The organism is Arthrobacter sp. B0316-1-20 (assembly GCF_059091865.1).
Map to the genome: position 1 here is coordinate 70028 of NZ_JBNHHC010000015.1, position 17390 is coordinate 87417.

Genomic DNA, 17390 nt, shown 5'->3' on the forward strand with positions numbered 1-17390 from the left:
GACACAATGCTCTTGTTATCGCAGATGCTGGGGAATGTGTCCAAGGCACACGCGCAGTCCCCTGAGGACTGGGCACGGTCGGTCACTGACGTCCTGCGGGACGCCGCGATCTACCATCAGGCCGGAAACGGCTTCTACCGAGCCCAGTGTGACGCGTTGGGAGTCGATCCCGCCGCGATCAACGACATCAACGACCTGCAAAATCTGCCCCTGTTGTCGGTCGGCATGTTTAAGCGTCCCGACGCCCAAGTGCTGCTTACCTGCTCGCTGGCCGACGTCGAGACCGAGACCCGCTCCAGCGGAACCCGGGGTGTTCCGTCCGTCGCCCGCCGCAACAGCGAGACAGTGACCCGGGCGCTGGTTGGTCTGATCGGGACCTACCGGGAGTTCTTCAACCTGTCCGGGGGCGCGGGCCTTTTCTTGAACCCGTCGGACGCCGAAGCCTCGGAGATGGGCCTGCTCAAGGACTTTAACATCCTGAACAGCGTCTTCGATCACCACGCATACCTCATTGCCGAGCAGGCGTTCGACGCCCGGGAGGCCCTGGAGCACCTGCGTCGGTGGAAGGGTCACATGACCCGGCACATCGTCGGTCCGCCGTTCCTCATCGGCCGGCTCCTCCGGTTCCTCGAGCAGGAGAAGATGAATGTGCGCTTGGACCCGTACAGCATGATCATCACTCTGGGCGGTTGGAAGCGGCACACGGCCGAGGCCATCCCTGACGAAGGCTTCCGGGAGCGGTGCCACGACCTGCTCGCGGTGCGCCCCGGAAACGTGCGCGACATGTACGGGATGATCGAGTCGAACATGCTGGCCGTCGAATGCCACCTGCATCGCAAGCATGTCCCGCCGTGGTGCTACATCTCCATCCGGGACCCCGGCCAGATCAGCAAGGAGCTGGCTCCGGGGGGCACCGGCATCATCGCCGTACTGGACGCCCTCAACACCAGCTACCCCGGTTTCCTCCTCACTGACGACGTGGGCGACGTCGAGACCGGCACCTGCGGGTGCGGGAGAACCGGCCAGGTCGTCAACTTCCGCCGTCGGGGACAGGGCGGCGGGCTTGGCTACTGTCCCGTCAGCATCGAGCGTTACCTCGCCTCTCGCACCATCGCCAACGACGAGGCGCCGGCTCTCATGCAGGTTTGAGTTCGCGGCGCCTCAGCCGGCGCCCTGCCCCGTTGCCGGGTCTGTCGCGCCCTTGGCAAGGCCGCCCTTGACGCCGGCGAGCGAGACCGTCGCGCTCATCAGCGTTTCGGTCATCTGCTCCAGTACGGCCATGTCAACGTTCTCGATCGTGTCGCAGGCCCGGTGGTAACACTCGTCGTACTGCTCCCCGGCCTGCCCGCCGAACGTCCTCGCCTCGGCCTCGTTTTTGGTCCCCGCGTCCCCGGTGAACAGACCCCCGGCCGGGATGCCGGCCTTCACGAACGCGTCGTAGTCCGAATCCTCGATGAACCCAAACGGCAGCGCCTCGACCCCTTCGGTCTGCAGGATGTCCACGAGTACCTGTTCGACGGCGCCCGACCCCTCGGGCCCGGCCTCCTCGCTGTCCGACCCGTCGCCGTCGTAGACGTACGCCACCGCATTCGGCGAGCCCACCACGTCGACGTTCAGGTACGCCACGTGCGCGGTGGCCTCAGCGCCGGAGAGCTCCTCGACATAATGTTCCGAGCCGTGCAGTCCGTCCTCCTCGCCACCCCAGAACGCGAACCGGATCCGATCCCGCGCCACGGCGCCCTGCGCCGCGAGCCGCTGCGCGACCTCGAGCACCGCGGCGACCCCGCTGCCGTTGTCGTTGAGCCCGGGCCCGTCCTCCACCGAATCCAGGTGCGCCCCGAGCACCAGAATGCTCCCGGAATCGCCGCCCGTGTCGGCCAAAATGTTGAACGCTTCCACTGGGTTGCGTCGGCCGTAACTGAACTCCTGCCGCCGCGGTTCGTAGCCCGCCGCACGCAGTTGCTTCTCGACGTACGCCGCGGACGCCTCGTATCCCCCGGTGCCGTCGGCCCGGTTCCCGCCGTTCGCGTCTGCCGCCGCCTGCAGCGCCTCCAGGTGCCGGGTCAGCGCACTGGGCTCCACCACCTCCCGCACCACAGACGGGTCCGGCGGGGCTTCCACCCTCACGGGCGGCCGCGGCTCGTCCGAACAGGCGACAACGCTGCCGACCAGTGCCGCGCACATCACAACGGAGTACAGCCGGGTGCGGCGACGAGGATGCTTCTGGACACGCTGCGGAACGGCTTCTGCACCTGGCACGTAAACTCCCCCCAGTCTGCGTCCTTGGGACGCTGGTAGGCACATGCTACGCCCCGGCGGTCCGCGCGGGAAGAACTAGTTGACCACGGTAACAGACGGATATTTCAGGTGCTGTTTGACGCCTCACTAAAACCCTGGCCGGCGCGGACAAGGCTGGCGCTGACATCGCCAGCCTTGTCCGCCCGGTCTCGTCAGCGGCGAGCGTGCGGCCTTGGCCCAACGTCTCCATCAGGTCAGGTTCATCCAGCTGTCCAGCGCAGTGAAGAACGGCAGGCCGCCGCCCGCCAAGACCGGATAGGTGGCCTGTGCGTACACGTGCACTGGCGGAGCAGCACGGTGATCCCGCGGTCGCTGGCCGAGTTCTGCTCCGTGCTTGTTGAAGCTGACGCGACTTGCCACCCATCCAAACGGCAACAGGCCGTCTGTACCATTTGGACGCCGAATACCGACCCGCGGGAAGCAACACCATGCGGAAACTGACCTATGGCATGAACGTGAGCGTGGACGGCTACATCGCCGGGCCCGGAGACGACCTCGGCTGGAGCGTGCCGTGCGAAGAGCTGTTCCAATAATGGCCCGACCGCGTGGGGGCGACGGGCCTGGCGCTGTACGGGCGCAAACTGTGGGAGACGATGAGCGCCCATTGGCCGACCGCCGACCAACAGCCTGGCGCCACACCGTCGGAAATCAAGTTCGCCCGCCGCTGGCGCGACATGCCGAAGGTGGTGTTCTCCTCGGCGACCAGCGCGGTCGACTGGAACGCCCGCCTCGTCACCGGTGACGCGGTCACCACGATCACCCAGCTCAAGACTGAGGATGGCGGTCCCATGGACGTCGGCGGCGCCACCCTCGCTGCAGCGGCCATGCGGGCCGGGCTGATCGACGAGTACGCGATCGTCACCCACCCGGTCCTTGTGGGCGGCGGTACGCCGTTCTTCACGGCCCTGGACAACTGGGCGAACCTGAACCTGGTGGAGACCCGGACGTTTCCCGACGGCGTACTCCTGACCAGGTACGAGATGAGGCGCTGAATACCCAGCCTCGGATCGGCGCGGGCTCGGGCCACTCCGGGTCTCGTATCCGTTAGGGGAACTTTCCCGTTTCTGGCGCCCATCGAACTCGACGTAGCTTGAAGTCGCAGGACCGACACTAAGCGCGTTCGCGCTCCTGGCCGGCTATGTCCTCATGCTGGCGTGGATCATTTGGCTTGCCACCGGTGCCCCGCGGGGACTCATGGTGGCGGTGCCATGATGCGCAGGACCGGATGCCCGTTGACGTCCTGGAGCGGGAAGTAGACCCGGTGGGTCGCTTGGTCGACGGCCGCGGTGTGGGCATGGTTGGCGAGCCTGCCCGATGCAATGGGCCGCAGGGACCTGTCTTTTTCGTCGAAAATGCTGACCACCCCGCTTTCGGAGGCGACGTAGAGGCGGTGCAGGCCTTGGTCGAAGGCGAGCACGTCCGGGCCGTCCCGGGTGCCGAACCGCTCCGTGGCCCTGCCGGTTCGCAGGTCCGCCACGAGTAGCGTGGCATTGTCCTCGCAGGCGATGAAAGCAAGCCGGGCCGAGCCGTCGACGGCAAGGCCGTGGTTGCCGTGGCAGCCGTCGAGCCGGATGCGGCCCGTGACGGCGTTCGTGGCCGGATTGATCGTCAGCAATTCGTTCCGGGCCTAGGCGTTGACGAGGATGTTTCCGTCGGCCGGGTCGAAGACCGTGTTGCCGGCTTCTCCGCCGATGTCGATCGAACCGACGGCCGTGCCTGCCCCGACGTCGATAACGGTTTCGGCGCTGCCGCCTTGGTTGGAGACGTAGGCCTTGCCGCGGCCCGGGTCGTAGGCGATCCCGTCCGGGCCCTCGCCTGTGCGGACCCGACCGGTGACGGCGAGGGTCCGGGTATCGATGAGGACGGCCTCGTTGCTGCCCGAAGCAGCAGCGGCGGCGACGCCACGCACGGATTCCATGCCGGTGACCGTGCCCGCCACGGTGTTGCTGGCAAGGTCGACGGCGTGCACCGTGCCGTCACCCAGGTGGGCGATATACAGCCGGTGCCCGGAAGAGTCGACAGCCTGGTAATCGAACCGGGTTGCTTCGCCGGGCAACTCCACGTCCCGGACCAGGTTCAGCGGCAGCGACTCGGCCCGAGCAGCAGTAAGGGGGGCAGGCAGACCAGCAGTGACGCTCGGCGGCATCTGGAGTCCATGATCCCGCCTCCTTACCTTCCCTGCGGCCATCAAGGGTCCGGGTAATAGCACAGGAAGGCCGCCATCCCCTGGCGAAAGGCCCTGTGCCGGCCGGGCCGACGCCCGTGCGCCCGCACCTTCTCTCATTATTCGCGCAGGACTGGGTCAGCGAAAACCCTTCCCGCATAGTGCCTGGACCGTGTCCGTCGCACCGTGCCTGTCCCTGTCCCTGGTCATCTTTGGCGTCGTCGCCCGGAATGAGACCCGCATCCGGTTGATGGTGTTGTCCCGGGTCGGCGAGAGTGCCCAGGGGTGCACCTTCAGCCGCCCCGGAGCTTTACTTCGCCGGCGTTTGTGCAGTGAGCTGCTTAAAGAACCTATGAAAGAGGCCTTTCCAGAGCGGCGGTGGTGGTCGCGGTGGCGGAACGGGCCTCTTGAGCCGGGTTGCCACCCCACAGGGATCCCTGGGTGAGCGTTGACCCCTTCATCACGAAGGAGTCGGCGGCGACGATGACGCGGTCTTCGATGGTTACGCCGTAGTGGACCAGTGCGCCGACCCCGAGCGTGACGTCGTCGCCGAGGACGTCATAGTCGGATTTGAACATCCCGTCCTCTTGGGAGTGGGACTGAATCAGGGTGCCGCCATTCAATGTGCAGCGGGAGCCGATCGTCACCAGGGTCCGCTCGGGGATTGCACAGCCGTCGTCGAACACTCGGGAGCCAATCCGCACGCCCAGCAGACGCCATACCAGCGGCTTGAAGGGGGTCCCGTTAAGGATCGACATGTATCGACTATTGGCCTGCAGCTTCCAGTACCGCTCGTGCCACCAGAAGTAGGGGTGATAGATGGAGCAGAGCTGAGGCTTCAGCCGCACGGTCCCGAGCACGAGGTGCTGGATGCCGACGGGGGCCAGCAAGCCAACAACGAGCATGACGACGAACGATCCGCTGATGGCCAGGAAACCAAATTGGTCCGACAGTTCGAGGCCGGCAAATGACACCAATATTGCAAGCGACGCGAGGACCCAGCGGACAAGCATCAAGAGGGCCATCGAACGCAGATTGTGCCTGTTCTTGGCGCCGAGGTCCCGGCGGAATGTGGCGCGGTCCGCATGCTCCTCGGGAACGGCGTCGCGCAGGACCGAGCGTGGGATCTCGAACGGCGGTGAACCGAGCAAGCCCACGTCGTGCCGGACCGGCCCGTCGATGGGAACCATGACCTTGGTCGCCAGCAGGCAGTTGTCCCCGGTCTTGGCTTCGGCCGGGTAGAGCACAAAGTTGCCCAGGAAGTTGCGCGGGCCGATCGACGTCCGGCTGAGCTTGAACGAAGTCGCCGAATAGTCGGAGTTCATGAACGACACCCCATCGGCGATCATGCTTCCGGTGCCGATCTCCGACAGGAACGGATTGTCGTGCTTGAACAGCGTGCCCAGGTTCGAACCGGTCTGCTGAACCTCGCCCTGCTTGTAGCCGAGGGCCCGCACGTAGTTCACAACGTATGAGCTATCGCCGAACAACGATGGAAACATGCGGCTGTTGGTCATCCTCGCCACCGCCCGCTCGGCGGCATGCCTCAGCCCGAACATCGGATACACCGTTTCCGGCTTCAATGCGAGCTGGAACACCCGCGGCACGGTCGTGATCAGGAGCAGCCCCACGATCGTTCCGCCGAAGACGGTCAAGCCGGCGTAGAAAAGAGCGTCGCCGTAGAAGACCCAGCTGGTGAACGCCAGCGCCTGCGTCTCCAGGAGCGCCGCCACATTCGGATCCGCCAGAACGAACAGGATGACCGCCTGCCCTACCAGTATGCGACCCAGACCGAGCGCGGCGATGAGCTGGGCCGTGGCAAACAATCCCCGGCGCAACGGACGGTAGGGTGTCCGTTCGACCCTGCTGAAATCCACGTCCGTGAGCCTGCCCGGGGAACCGTGCCAATGCTCGCCCGCAGACACGGCTTGACCGGTGTACAAGGAGGAGCGGTGACCCAACTGCGAGCCGTCTCCCATTGACGTGTCGATGTCCAGGACACTGCCCTCGCTGATGGTGACATCGCGGCCGAGCGTCACCGCACCGAGCTGGATGACGCCGCCGTGGGCGCGGTAGCCGTTGGCGAGCACGTCCTTGCGGATCACCGTCCCCTCCCCGATAGTGAGCAAGTCGGTGCAGACCGGCAGCCGGTTGGTCAGGATCGTGACGTTGCGGCCTACCTTCGCGCCCATGGCCCGCAGGTAAAAGGTCGTCAGCGGGGTACCGGTTATCAGCGCGAGGGGCGAAATGCGCATCAAGGTCTTCACAAGCCAGAAGCGGAAGTAGGCGAGGCTCCAAATACGGATCTCCTGGGGACGGAAGCGCCCGACGATGATCCACTTCGCCGCAATGGGCAGGATGCACAGGGCCACGAATAGCACCGCTGCGTAAGCCGTCGACCGCAGGTAGATTCCCAGGAAGCTCATGCCTTGCTCCAACCATTGGTGGTTGCCAGGCCCTGCGGCCGGGAACACCCACTGGTACCACACGACCGCCACAAGGCCGGCAGCCAAGCAGTAGCCGAGATAGACGAGCGTCTGCAAAGCGCCACACGTGATGTACTCCCAGGTCCGCGCGTCCATCGGCGGCGTTGTCTCGGGCACGGACGCCACGGCTGGCGAAGGCTCCTCCTGCTTGTCCTGCTGCTGGGGAACCTGCAGGGCCGCGGCGAGTGCCGAGATATTCGGATTGCCGTAGATCTCCTTCATGGACACCTTCGGCAGGTCCGGCTGCTTGCGCACACGGGCGCAGAACTGCGCCATCACCAGCGAGTCCGCACCGAGATCCTGGAAGAAGTGACTATCTACCGGAACCGGCTTGCCGCCGAGCACACCGGACAGCACCTCGGCGAGCCGGACTTGCAGCTGCATCTGCGGCGCCGGCGCCTCTTGCGCCGGCGCCAGGGCAGCGGCCAACGCCGAGATAGTGGCGTGCTGGTAGATGTCCTTGATCGACACCGACGGCAGGTCCGGCTGCTTGCGCACACGGGCGCAGAACTGCGCCATCACCAGCGAGTCCGCACCCAGGTCCTGGAAAAAGTTGGCGGCAACAGGAACGTCGTCCTTATTCACCACCGATGCGAGAATGCCCGACAGCCGGCCCTCCAAGTCAGCGACCACATCCGTGACCGGCATGCCTGGCGAGCCGTTCCCCGCCGGAGCCCCGGGCGCAGCGGGAACCGGATCATTCGTCGCAGTTGTGGAACGGGGAGCTACATGCCGGTCGTCGACGAGCTTTTTCACTGCACAAACTCCTTGATGAGGCCAGATTAGTGAGCAACGCTTTTCTCCTCATGAACACATGAAGCGGTGACTTTGGGTGCGGATCGTGAGGATCGGGGCGGACAGCAGGACGACGAGGATCATCTAGGACCGGCGGTCGGCCCTAGCGTCTGCGGTTCATCCATAGGGGTTGTGGCAAGGAATAAGTTGGGGAAGGCTCGGCCGACCCGGCGCCGCGGATTGCGCGGGCGGGGTCCGGCTGCCAGAGTTGCTGCCTCACGATGATGGGGACGGTGGGCTCTTCTAAGTTTACTCGCCATAGCTTCACGGTCGACTGTGGAGAAACTGTGAATGTGCTGTGGAGGCACGCTCGTTTTTAGCCCAGCTCCCTTCGTCCCAACGTCCACGGTCATCATCGTCGTTGACCTGGCGGGAACCGTCATGGTCCTCGTACCTCTCGTTGTCCTGTTCTTAGCCGAACTAATCTGTCGCTTCACCTCGGACTTTGCGCCATTGCGTTCCTACTCCGCTTCAAACCGGAGCAGGACTCTCCCGGAGCGGGAGACCGGTTCCGAGCGTCGGCGGACCCAGCCCAGCCACAGATTCGCAGGAAGCACGCCAGTACATTCTCATGACTGGCAGGAGCACATGCCCCCGCACTCGCCACCCGTTCTGCTGGAGTGGAACTGGCTAATGGACCTGTCCAGCCCATAGATTTGCCCGCTAAAGGTGCGTTTACCGCTCGTCCAAGGAAACGCGGAGAAGTCTTGCGTCACTCGGCGATCAGAGTGAGTAGCGGTAGACGGTGCGCGGCTGGCCCCAATGATCTTGGGCTTTGTCGATCCCTTCCTGCATGTCGCCGGTGACGCGGACGCCACATCCGCGAAGGTGCTGGCGAACGAGTCGCTCATGCGCGTGGGAGTCGTCGCCCACCTCATGGCTGCCGTGTTCTTCCTGCTCACGGCCGTGACGCTCTACCTGTTGCTCAAGCACGTTGGCAAGCACGCGGCCCGTCTCATGGTGGTGCCAGTATTTATCGCCGCCGGCATCATCTCCATCAGCGCCGTCTTCACGTTCGCGGCGATGCTGGTCGCGAAGGACAGCTCCTATGAGACCGCGTTCCGGCCCGTAGGGTCGAGCGCGCTCGTGTTGCTCTGCTCGAAATCCAGCACTTCACCGTCCTTGCCGCCCAGGTCACCTTCGGCCCGTGGCTTGCCCCGTTGAGGTATATCGCCTATAAGCGCGGCCTGTTCCCAAAGCCTTGGCTACCATGCTGATCCTGGCCACGGTCAGTTACCTGGTTCACGCAGTCTTGGCGTTCCTGCTCCCCGGGCTAGCCACCCAGATCCGGGCTACCTGGGTATTGTGCCTGCTATCGGGGAGATCTGGATGGTCCTGTACCTGCTCATTGTGGGCGTACGCTCCTCACGCCCCGCAGACCGGGCGCCTGCCGTGAAAGTGGTGCCGTCCTAGTCTCGAGTCAAAGCGCCATGACCTGGCCGTCGGCCGGACTTTAGTCCCACCGACGTGCGAGAGAACAATGTTGGGCTGGTGTCTCAACCCGGGAGCAAGTTAGGCGCCGGAACAGAGTCCCCTCCCCTCTTCACCAGCCGCCCCTTCGAGCGATGCGTACGCTCCTTGACTGCTAAGCATGCTGTCTATTAGGTTGGCGTGAGCTACGTCATAAGAGCATTTTTGGTGCGACTAGGAGTTAGGAGACCTCAGTTGGAGGTCAGGGCGGAAGCGACTGTTCCTGCAGCTCCGCCCTTCCCTCGTCCGATCCCGACGCAGCTCGGCCCGGTATTCTCCCGGGCGTGAGCGGTGATCCGCTAATCAGCCAGGAGAAGAACCATGTCAGGAAATCTCATCTCGCGCTCAATACACGATCTGACCGCCGGAGCTTGGTTCGGCGGTTCCCTCATGGGTGCCATCGGCCTGAACGGGGCGGCGGCTGAAGCCAAAAGCCCCGCCGAACGGACCCGCCTGTCCAGCCTTGGATGGAAGAAATGGGCACCTGTGCAGACGGCAGCCTTCGCCGCCCACCTGGCGGCCGGTGTCCCCCTCGCCTTGGGCAACAAGGACCGGCTTGCCGGACAGCACGGTGTCATGCGCCTGACCGTTTACAAGACCATTGTCACCGTTGCCGGGGCCGCAGTGACCTTGTACGCCGGCTTGGTCGGCCGGAAGGTCGACAAACTTTCACATGAAGGGGCTGAGGGCGCCACGGAACCTGGACCGGGATCCTCTGAAGAACTTGCAGCGGCTCAAAAGCAGCTAAAGATGCTGCAGTGGCTTATCCCGGTCTTCGCCGGGTGGGTCATGGTCCTCGGCGCCAAGCAGGGCGAGATGCAGCGTGTGGAGAACGTCGCCAAAGGCCTGAAAAAGCAACGCGCAGCCAGCGGCTTGTTGAACACGGCGGGACTGAAGGAGATGTGGACACGCGCCGCCTGCCGCTAACGCAGGAGCCGATCCCGGACCTACCGGAAGCCGGACGATTGCGGGCAGACACGGCACTCGCCCAGATCATGCCCGCAGCAGCGAGGCCTCCGTCTGGGTTGGCCCGGCGGCAACGTACCGGTATCCCTCGGCGGAAGGATGGAAACCGTCCGTAGCGAAAAAACCGGCGGGCCTCTCGCGGAGGCCGGTCGAGGTCACCCAAGTGCGTCGTTGTGAGTTATGACTCCGCAACCGGCGGCGGTCGACTCACCAAGCACGGCAAGGCGCAGTGGCAGTCCCGCCGCCTCCCTGCAGCACGCATTGCTGCCGGGCCGTTCGCATACAGCAACAGCAGAAGAACGGCGGCGGGCCCCCGAGTTACTTCTGCAGCGCGGCGTCGTAAAACTGGCGGCCGATGGCAGGCCGGTTCCGTGGAGTTGAACATGTTAGTGCTGGTTCCGTTATGCAGCGACGGCGATTACTGACGCCTTATTCCGGCTCGGGGGCCCTTACCGGTTTCGCGGTGCGGCTGTAACCAGGCGTGCGAGGTCCGTGCCGGGGGCGGTGAGCCAGTCCACGGTGTCGAAGACAAACTGTTGCATGGCCGAGGCCGCAGCTGAGGGTTCGACATCGGTGCGCCGGGCAAGATTGACGGTTCGGGTCAGTTGGGGGTTTACCAGGCGCGTGCTATGCAGCCCGGGACGGTTGATGACTACCATCGCCGGGACCACGGCCACTCCCAGTCCCCGTTCAGCAAATCGGAGCACGGCGTCCATCTCGGCGCCCTCGACGGCGATCGTCGGGGTGAGTCCGCTGGCGGAGAACGCGGCGTCTGTGGCCAGGCGCAGGTCGTAGCTGCGGTTGAACGCGACCTGCGGGATCTGCGCCAGCTCCGCCAGTGTAATCTCGGCTGGTGTCAGGCTTTCGCCACGTTGCTGCCGCAGGTGTCCTGGCAGGGGTGAGCCTGCGGCTGAGATCACCACCAGTTCCTCGGAAAGCAGGGGGACCAGTTCGGTGCCCGGTACGGATGGGTCCGTACCACGGGTGACCATCAGGGCCAGGTCCAGTGCGTTTTCGTTCAGCGCGTCGACCAGGGAGCGTGAGCCGGCCTCGGTGATGTGCAGGTCCACTCCGGGGTGTGCGGTCCGGAAGGCTGCGAGTACGTCGGCGACCAGGGAGACGCAGAGGGTCGGTGGTGCACCTAGCCGGACACGGCCGCGGCGCAGTCCGGCCAGTTCGTCCATCTGCTCGCGGGCTGAGCGCGCGTCGCCGAGCATCCGCCGGGCGATGGGCAACAGAGTTTCGCCTGCGTCGGTCAGCGTCACACCGGCCGGTCCACGACGGAACAGTTTTGCACCCAGATCGGCCTCCAGCGCGGCGATTTGCCGGCTCAGCGAGGGTTGGGCGAGGAAGAGCTCCTCCGCCGCCCGGGTGAAGTGACCTATCCGGGCCACGGCCTCGAAGGAAGATAATTGGTCGAGTTTCATCATAGCCTAATCGCATCAACGTGAGCAGAACAATGCATTGGACTCATCATACTCGGGTTCCTAGCATTGTCGTTATGAGCACCCATCACCCCTCTGAACGACTGATGTCCACCTCCGTCCTCGTCATCGGCACCGGTGGTGCCGGCCTGCGGGCTTCGATCGAACTGGCCCAGCGCGGAGTCCAGGTGTTGGCGGTGGGCAAGCGGCGCAAGCACGATGCTCACACCACCCTGGCGGCCGGCGGCATCAACGCCGCCCTGGGCACGATGGATCCCGAGGACAGCTGGCAGCAGCACGCCGCAGACACGCTGCGCGAGTCTTACTTTCTTGCCGACCCGGCGATCGTCGAGACGGTAGCTCGTAACGCCGCCGACGGTATCGGGGACCTGGAAAAATGGGGCATGCCCTTCGCACGGGAAAAGGACGGGCGGATTTCCCAGCGCTTCTTCGGCGCCCACAAGTACCGCCGCACCGCCTACGCCGGAGACTACACCGGATTGGAAATTCAGCGCACACTGATGCGCCGCGCGGCCGAACTGGACGTGCAGATCATCGACAGCATCTACATCACCCGCCTCCTGGTGACCGACGGTACAGTCTTCGGCGCCTATGGATTCGACATTGTGGACGGCACGCCCGTGCAGATCCATGCCGATGCGGTGATCCTGGCCGCCGGCGGGCACACCCGCATATGGCGCCACACCTCCTCCAGGCGCGACGAAAACACCGGAGATTCCTTCCGTCTGGCCGCCCTGGCTGGCGCCCGGATCCGGGACGCCGAGCTGGTCCAGTTCCACCCCTCCGGGCTGCTGGAGCCCGACGACGCCGCCGGCACCCTTGTCTCCGAGGCAGCGCGCGGCGAAGGCGGCATCCTCACCAACGCGCTGGGTGAGCGCTATATGGATCGCTATGACCCCGAGCGCATGGAGCTTTCCACCCGTGACCGGGTGGCCCTGGCCGGGTACACCGAGATCGCCGAGGGTCGGGGGTCCGAGAAGGGCGGCGTTTACCTGGATGTCTCCCACCTGCCCCGGGAGGTCATCCTGCAGAAGCTGCCGCGGGTCTACCGCACCTTGATCGACCTGCAGATGCTGGACATCACCACGACAAAGATGGAGATCGCTCCGACCGCCCACTACTCCATGGGCGGGGTTTGGGTAGCCCCGGAAGACCACGGCACGGGCGTGGACGGGCTCTACGCAATCGGTGAAGCTTCCTCCGGACTTCACGGTGCCAACCGCTTGGGTGGGAACTCGTTGATAGAGCTGCTCGTCTACGGACGCATCACTGGCGAGCACGCCGCCGAGTACGTCACCTCCCGCACCACTGTCCACCGGGACCCCTCCGCCGTCGGGCTGGCCCGCACCGAAATGCAGTCACTGCTCAGTGAACGCGGAACCGAGTCAGCCCGGCGGCTGCAGCGCGAAGTGCGAAACCTCATGACCGACCACGCCGGCGTCGTGCGCACCGAACAGGGACTGCAGGAAGGCCTGCGCAAACTGGCCGACCTAGAAGAGCGCGCCCAGCACGTGACCGCGCACCCTGACATCGCGGGGTTCGACGACCTGGCCCACGCCTACGACCTGCTGGGCTCGCTCCTCGCGGCCCGCGCAACGCTCGAATGCGCGCTGGAGCGCCGTGAGACCCGCGGGTGCCACAACCGTGCGGACTTCCCCCAAATGGATCCGGGCTTGCGAGGCAACTTCGTCTGGTCGCCGGCAGATGGAGTCAGCTTCGAGGCTCTGGCCCCCGCGTCGGACTCCTTCCGCTCACTGGCCGAGGTCGACGCCGACGACTCGGTAGCCGGCAAGCTCGTGGAGTAGGACTAACCGGCCATCAAGCCGCCGACTTGAGATTATTAACAAACGCCCCCAGCCATCCGTCCGCAGAAACAACGAGACTTCGCTCGGCCGGGCGTCTCACCAAAATGCAGGTCGCAGGCCTCGTCATATTCCGGATCAGGAAACAGATAGGGGCTGCAGACCGAACAGGAACAGGGCGCTGGCCACAGCTGTAACCAGACCTTAGTCCTGCGCACGACCCCTCCGAGCAGTAACGCGCCCATAACACGGAGTCTGGTACTAAGGACGGACATTTCGTACCAGGGGGAGGCACGTCATGTCTAAAGGCGCGGGGCTCGGCATCGCCGTCCGGAATAAGCCATGTTAGGGGAAGTGGCGGCCCTGCCCGTCTGGGTCTGGTTCGGCGCGGCCTTCGCCCTGTGCATCTGCTTCGCAATGTGGCGCGCGCGCCGACGCGCGCGGGCAGGAGTGGTGGTCGAATCCGACCCAGCCGACGACGGTTGGTCGACGATTGACAACATGGCCATAGGAGGGGCAGCACTGAGCCTCCTCCTGCTGTTTCTCGGCCTCATCTTCGATCTGGCCGACATCGACCTCGGACAGATCCTCAAGCTCGGCCAGATCGGCAGGGCCAGGTGAGCAGACGGGGCTTCCTAGCTGTCGCCGGGCTAGCGCCGGCGAACCCGGTCCCACAACACGGAACCCCCGCACCTGAAAGGTACGGGGGTTCCAGGAGCTACGCGGCGACGGATGCTTCCGACGCCGTTGGCGCAGTTGTTACTGGCCGGTCAGCTTCTCACGCAGTGCAGCCAGAGCTTCGTCGGAAGCCAGGGTGCCGCCGCTGGAGGCCGGAGCCGCCGGGGCGTCGGAGGAGTAGCTGGTCGGTGCCGCCTCGGATTCGCCCGGAGCCTGGGCTTCCTCGGCCATGGAAGCAGCAACCTGCTTCTTGTGGGCTTCCCAGCGAGCCTGGGCGTCAGCGTACTGCTGCTCCCATGCTGCGCGCTGTGCTTCGTAGCCTTCGAGCCATTCGTTGGTCTCCGGGTCGAAGCCCTCCGGGTACTTGTAGTTGCCCTGCTCGTCGTACTCGGCAGCCATGCCGTACAGCGCCGGATCGAACTCGGTACCCTCGGGGTCGACACCCTCGTTGGCCTGCTTCAGCGACAGCGAGATGCGGCGGCGCTCCAGGTCGATGTCGATGACCTTGACGAAGACCTCATCGTTGACGGAGACAACCTGCTCGGCCAGCTCCACGTGACGCACGGCCAGCTCGGAGATGTGGACCAGGCCCTCGATGCCGTCTTCGACGCGGACGAACGCACCGAACGGTACCAGCTTGGTGACCTTGCCCGGGACGATCTGGCCCAGGGCATGGGTGCGGGCGAAGGTCTGCCACGGATCTTCCTGGGTGGCCTTCAGAGACAGGGACACGCGCTCGCGGTCCAAGTCCACCTCGAGCACCTCGACGGTGACTTCCTGGCCAACCTCGACGACCTCGGAGGGGTGGTCGATGTGCTTCCAGGACAGCTCAGAGACGTGCACCAGGCCGTCGACGCCGCCCAGATCCACGAAGGCACCGAAGTTGACGATCGAGGAGACAACGCCCGGACGGACCTGGCCCTTCTCCAGCTTGTTGAGGAAGGTGGAGCGGACCTCGGACTGAGTCTGCTCGAGCCATGCACGGCGGGACAGCACAACGTTGTTGCGGTTCTTGTCCAGCTCGATGATCTTCGCTTCGATCTGCTGGCCGATGTACGGAGCCAGATCGCGCACGCGGCGCATTTCGACCAGGGAGGCGGGCAGGAAGCCGCGCAGGCCGATGTCGAGGATCAGGCCACCCTTGACAACCTCGATGACGGTGCCGGTAACGACGCCGTCCTCTTCCTTGACCTTCTCGATGTCGCCCCAGGCGCGCTCGTACTGAGCACGCTTCTTGGACAGGATCAGGCGGCCTTCCTTGTCTTCCTTGGTCAGCACCAGGGCTTCGACCTCGTCACCGACGGCGACAACTTCGCCCGGATCGACGTCGTGCTTGATGGAAAGCTCGCGGGAGGGGATGACACCTTCGGTCTTGTAACCGATGTCGAGCAGGACTTCGTCGCGGTCAACCTTGACGACAGTGCCTTCGACCAGATCGCCATCGTTGAAGTACTTGATGGTTGCGTCGACGGCTGCGAGGAAGTCTTCAGCGGTACCAATGTCGTTGATGGCGACCTGCGGGGTACCGGGCTTCTCGGTGGAGGTGATGGTCATGTAGTAGGGGCTCCGATGTGGATAGTTTTCTGAGTTCCGTTGCTGCCCTGCCTCCCGGCACGCAACAGCACTCAACCGCTGCTGCCCATGGGATGCATTGCCGTTTACGGAAACGGACTGATGTATTTTGGTGAAGCTCATGGAGCCTGCCCTCCGTAGGAAGGGGCTCTCCATACGCATTACGCGCCCAATAAGTCTAGCCGGTCAGCTCAATTCGGGCAAAGCGCGCCGCCTCGTGGCGCGGCGGTCCGGCGCCGCGGCTGTGTCGGATCGCCCGTCGGCACGTCGCCGGGTCAGAAATGCGTGATGCAGTAGGGCGCGGTGTCGGTGGCGAACAGGCGGTCCAGCCGGGAAACAGCGTCCTCGGACGCCCCGGAGAAATGCCCGGCCGCGGCCAGCGTCCGGGCCCGGACCCCGCCCAGAAAGAGGGAGCCAAGCGTATCCACCGGCACGACGGCGTCGACGTCGGCGTCCGCAGCCAGCCGGTCGACTGTTCCGCGGCCGTCCCTCACGGTGAGCCGGTAAGCGCCGCCGCAGATGTCCAACGGATCGGTGATCCGCAGCGTGCAGGTGTCGTCGTGAAGGTACGGCCGGGTCTGCAGCACCGTCACCGGGTCCAGCACGCGCAGCCACAACACGTCCTCCACCGACTTCACCTCATAACCGCGGCTGTCCGTCAGTCCCCAGGCCAGCGGATCCTGCTCCGGGCCGAGCGGGAACTGGATCCGCTCCACCAGGTCCAGTGATCCGAGATAGCGCCACAGCTCCAAGTAGGCATCCGCTCCGGCGGCGACCAGATCCATCACCTTCACGGTGTACGGCTTGTTTTCCCAGCCGGCGAAGCGATAGCTGACGTAGCCGTCCGGGTGGCCGTCGCCGTCGTAATGAACTGCCGTGCGCAGAGCCTTGTCCTCCGACACACTGTCCTGGCTCCAGCGGCCGGAGACGCGCAGGGCGTAGCTGGCTTGGCGCCCGATGGAGCCAGCCACGCGGGCGTGGAACCGCCTGAACAGCTCCGGCGCCAGCGCCTGGAGCGAGGCCGGGTCGGCCAGCTCCATCGTTCCGGTCGCCGGGGCGCGCAATCCGAACCGCTCCCGGACATCGATTTCCACTTCGCGGGTGAACGTCGCGGCGCCGAAACCGAACCGGCCGTAGATGGTGGCCTCGGAAGCCGTCAGTGCCGCCATCGCCAGCCCCTGCTCGGCTGCCTTTTTAAGGTCGTCGGTCATCATCCGCCGCAGCAGGCCGCGGCGACGGTGGGTTGGCCGGACGGTCACCGCGGTAATGAGGTGCGTGTCCATCAGCCGCCCGCCGCCCACATTAAGGGTGTTGACCATGGTGGCGTAGGTGGCGACGGGAATCAGGGCGTCCCACGCACCAGGGCGCGGCGCCTCATCGTAGGCGCCCCAGAGGATCCGGCGGTCGGCCTCGTAGGCCTTGGTGTACGCGGCAACGTCGGTGGGATCCGGCTTTTTGTCGTGGAAGCCGAGACCGACCGCTTCGAACCAGCCGAGAGTCCTGGCATCGGGTTTTTCTCCGTCGAGTCCGGCGGCAAACCGGTCGATGCGGAGGTCCTGGCGGGTGTCCTGCGTGTGGGTGGTCACGGTTTGTGAGCCTAGCCGCACCTCCCCCCGGTCCGCCAGAGCAGGTCCCGGCCAGGCAACGCCGCGTGCCCAGGTGCGAGACTGGGCGGGTGCCGGATCATTCAACGCTACTAGTTACGTGAACGAGG

General features: G+C 65.1%; 12 protein-coding genes and 1 pseudogene. 6 read left to right on the forward strand and 7 right to left on the reverse strand.

Annotation, left to right across the window (positions count from 1 at the left end; genetic code table 11):
• Nucleotides 1-6: 6 nt before the first annotated feature.
• Nucleotides 7-1149: a LuxE/PaaK family acyltransferase gene (locus tag AC5RW2_RS23285; protein ID WP_493961970.1), complete on the forward strand. Its 1143-nt coding sequence runs from the start codon at nucleotides 7-9 to the stop codon at nucleotides 1147-1149.
• Nucleotides 1150-1161: 12 nt separating this feature from the next.
• On the opposite strand, the gene AC5RW2_RS23290 is transcribed toward AC5RW2_RS23285, so the two are convergent.
• Nucleotides 1162-2259, reverse strand: a complete 1098-nt coding sequence (locus AC5RW2_RS23290; protein ID WP_493961969.1) for a M20/M25/M40 family metallo-hydrolase — start codon at nucleotides 2257-2259, stop codon at nucleotides 1162-1164.
• Between the two features lie 467 nt (nucleotides 2260-2726).
• On the opposite strand from AC5RW2_RS23290, the pseudogene AC5RW2_RS23295 reads away from it, so the two are divergent.
• Nucleotides 2727-3290 (forward strand): annotated as a pseudogene (locus AC5RW2_RS23295) (dihydrofolate reductase family protein).
• Nucleotides 3291-3490: 200 nt separating this feature from the next.
• Here the strand turns inward: AC5RW2_RS23295 and AC5RW2_RS23300 are convergent.
• The 3 genes from AC5RW2_RS23300 to AC5RW2_RS23310 all read right to left on the reverse strand — a co-directional run bounded on the left by AC5RW2_RS23300 (nucleotide 3491) and on the right by AC5RW2_RS23310 (nucleotide 7569).
• Nucleotides 3491-3913 (reverse strand): YncE family protein, encoded by a 423-nt coding sequence (locus tag AC5RW2_RS23300; protein WP_493961968.1) that lies wholly within the window; start codon nucleotides 3911-3913, stop codon nucleotides 3491-3493.
• A 12-nt stretch (nucleotides 3914-3925) separates the two neighbouring features.
• A complete protein-coding gene (locus AC5RW2_RS23305; RefSeq protein WP_493961967.1) occupies nucleotides 3926-4444 on the reverse strand; it encodes a YncE family protein in 519 nt (172 codons plus the stop codon).
• Nucleotides 4445-4812: 368 nt separating this feature from the next.
• Nucleotides 4813-7569 carry a Pls/PosA family non-ribosomal peptide synthetase gene (locus AC5RW2_RS23310; RefSeq protein ID WP_494074687.1) on the reverse strand — a complete coding sequence of 919 codons (2757 nt, stop codon included), beginning with the start codon at nucleotides 7567-7569 and terminating at the stop codon, nucleotides 4813-4815.
• A 942-nt stretch (nucleotides 7570-8511) separates the two neighbouring features.
• Between AC5RW2_RS23310 and AC5RW2_RS23315 the strand changes: the two genes are divergently transcribed.
• Together AC5RW2_RS23315 and AC5RW2_RS23320 are read left to right on the forward strand one after the other, a co-directional pair.
• A complete protein-coding gene (locus AC5RW2_RS23315; protein WP_493950363.1) occupies nucleotides 8512-8907 on the forward strand; it encodes a DUF4386 domain-containing protein in 396 nt (131 codons plus the stop codon).
• 627 nt (nucleotides 8908-9534) lie between these two features.
• Nucleotides 9535-10140 carry a hypothetical protein gene (locus tag AC5RW2_RS23320; RefSeq protein ID WP_493961965.1) on the forward strand — a complete coding sequence of 202 codons (606 nt, stop codon included), beginning with the start codon at nucleotides 9535-9537 and terminating at the stop codon, nucleotides 10138-10140.
• A 488-nt stretch (nucleotides 10141-10628) separates the two neighbouring features.
• Here AC5RW2_RS23320 and AC5RW2_RS23325 read toward each other — a convergent pair whose 3' ends face one another.
• A complete protein-coding gene (locus AC5RW2_RS23325; protein WP_493962284.1) occupies nucleotides 10629-11606 on the reverse strand; it encodes a LysR family transcriptional regulator in 978 nt (325 codons plus the stop codon).
• Between the two features lie 74 nt (nucleotides 11607-11680).
• Between AC5RW2_RS23325 and AC5RW2_RS23330 the strand changes: the two genes are divergently transcribed.
• Together AC5RW2_RS23330 and AC5RW2_RS23335 are read left to right on the forward strand one after the other, a co-directional pair.
• Nucleotides 11681-13429 carry an FAD-binding protein gene (locus AC5RW2_RS23330; protein ID WP_493961964.1) on the forward strand — a complete coding sequence of 583 codons (1749 nt, stop codon included), beginning with the start codon at nucleotides 11681-11683 and terminating at the stop codon, nucleotides 13427-13429.
• Between the two features lie 351 nt (nucleotides 13430-13780).
• Complete coding sequence (locus AC5RW2_RS23335) at nucleotides 13781-14047, forward strand: hypothetical protein (RefSeq protein WP_493950360.1); 267 nt, start codon at nucleotides 13781-13783, stop codon at nucleotides 14045-14047.
• Nucleotides 14048-14185: 138 nt separating this feature from the next.
• Here AC5RW2_RS23335 and rpsA read toward each other — a convergent pair whose 3' ends face one another.
• Nucleotides 14186-15658: a 30S ribosomal protein S1 gene (gene rpsA / locus AC5RW2_RS23340; RefSeq protein ID WP_493939644.1), complete on the reverse strand. Its 1473-nt coding sequence runs from the start codon at nucleotides 15656-15658 to the stop codon at nucleotides 14186-14188.
• Nucleotides 15659-15951: 293 nt separating this feature from the next.
• Nucleotides 15952-17262, reverse strand: coding sequence for a GNAT family N-acetyltransferase (locus tag AC5RW2_RS23345; RefSeq protein ID WP_493961963.1), 1311 nt, complete (start codon nucleotides 17260-17262; stop codon nucleotides 15952-15954).
• Nucleotides 17263-17390 lie beyond the last annotated feature (128 nt).

Excerpts from the sequence above, each read along its gene's own strand:
- AC5RW2_RS23285 (WP_493961970.1), top strand. The coding sequence starts at position 7 with ATGCTCTTGTTATCGCAGATGCTGGGGAATGTGTCCAAGGCACACGCG.
- AC5RW2_RS23305 (WP_493961967.1), bottom strand. The coding sequence starts at position 4,444 with ATGCCGCCGAGCGTCACTGCTGGTCTGCCTGCCCCCCTTACTGCTGCT.
- AC5RW2_RS23320 (WP_493961965.1), top strand. The coding sequence starts at position 9,535 with ATGTCAGGAAATCTCATCTCGCGCTCAATACACGATCTGACCGCCGGA.
- AC5RW2_RS23325 (WP_493962284.1), bottom strand. The coding sequence starts at position 11,606 with ATGAAACTCGACCAATTATCTTCCTTCGAGGCCGTGGCCCGGATAGGT.
- AC5RW2_RS23330 (WP_493961964.1), top strand. The coding sequence starts at position 11,681 with ATGAGCACCCATCACCCCTCTGAACGACTGATGTCCACCTCCGTCCTC.
- rpsA (WP_493939644.1), bottom strand. The coding sequence starts at position 15,658 with ATGACCATCACCTCCACCGAGAAGCCCGGTACCCCGCAGGTCGCCATC.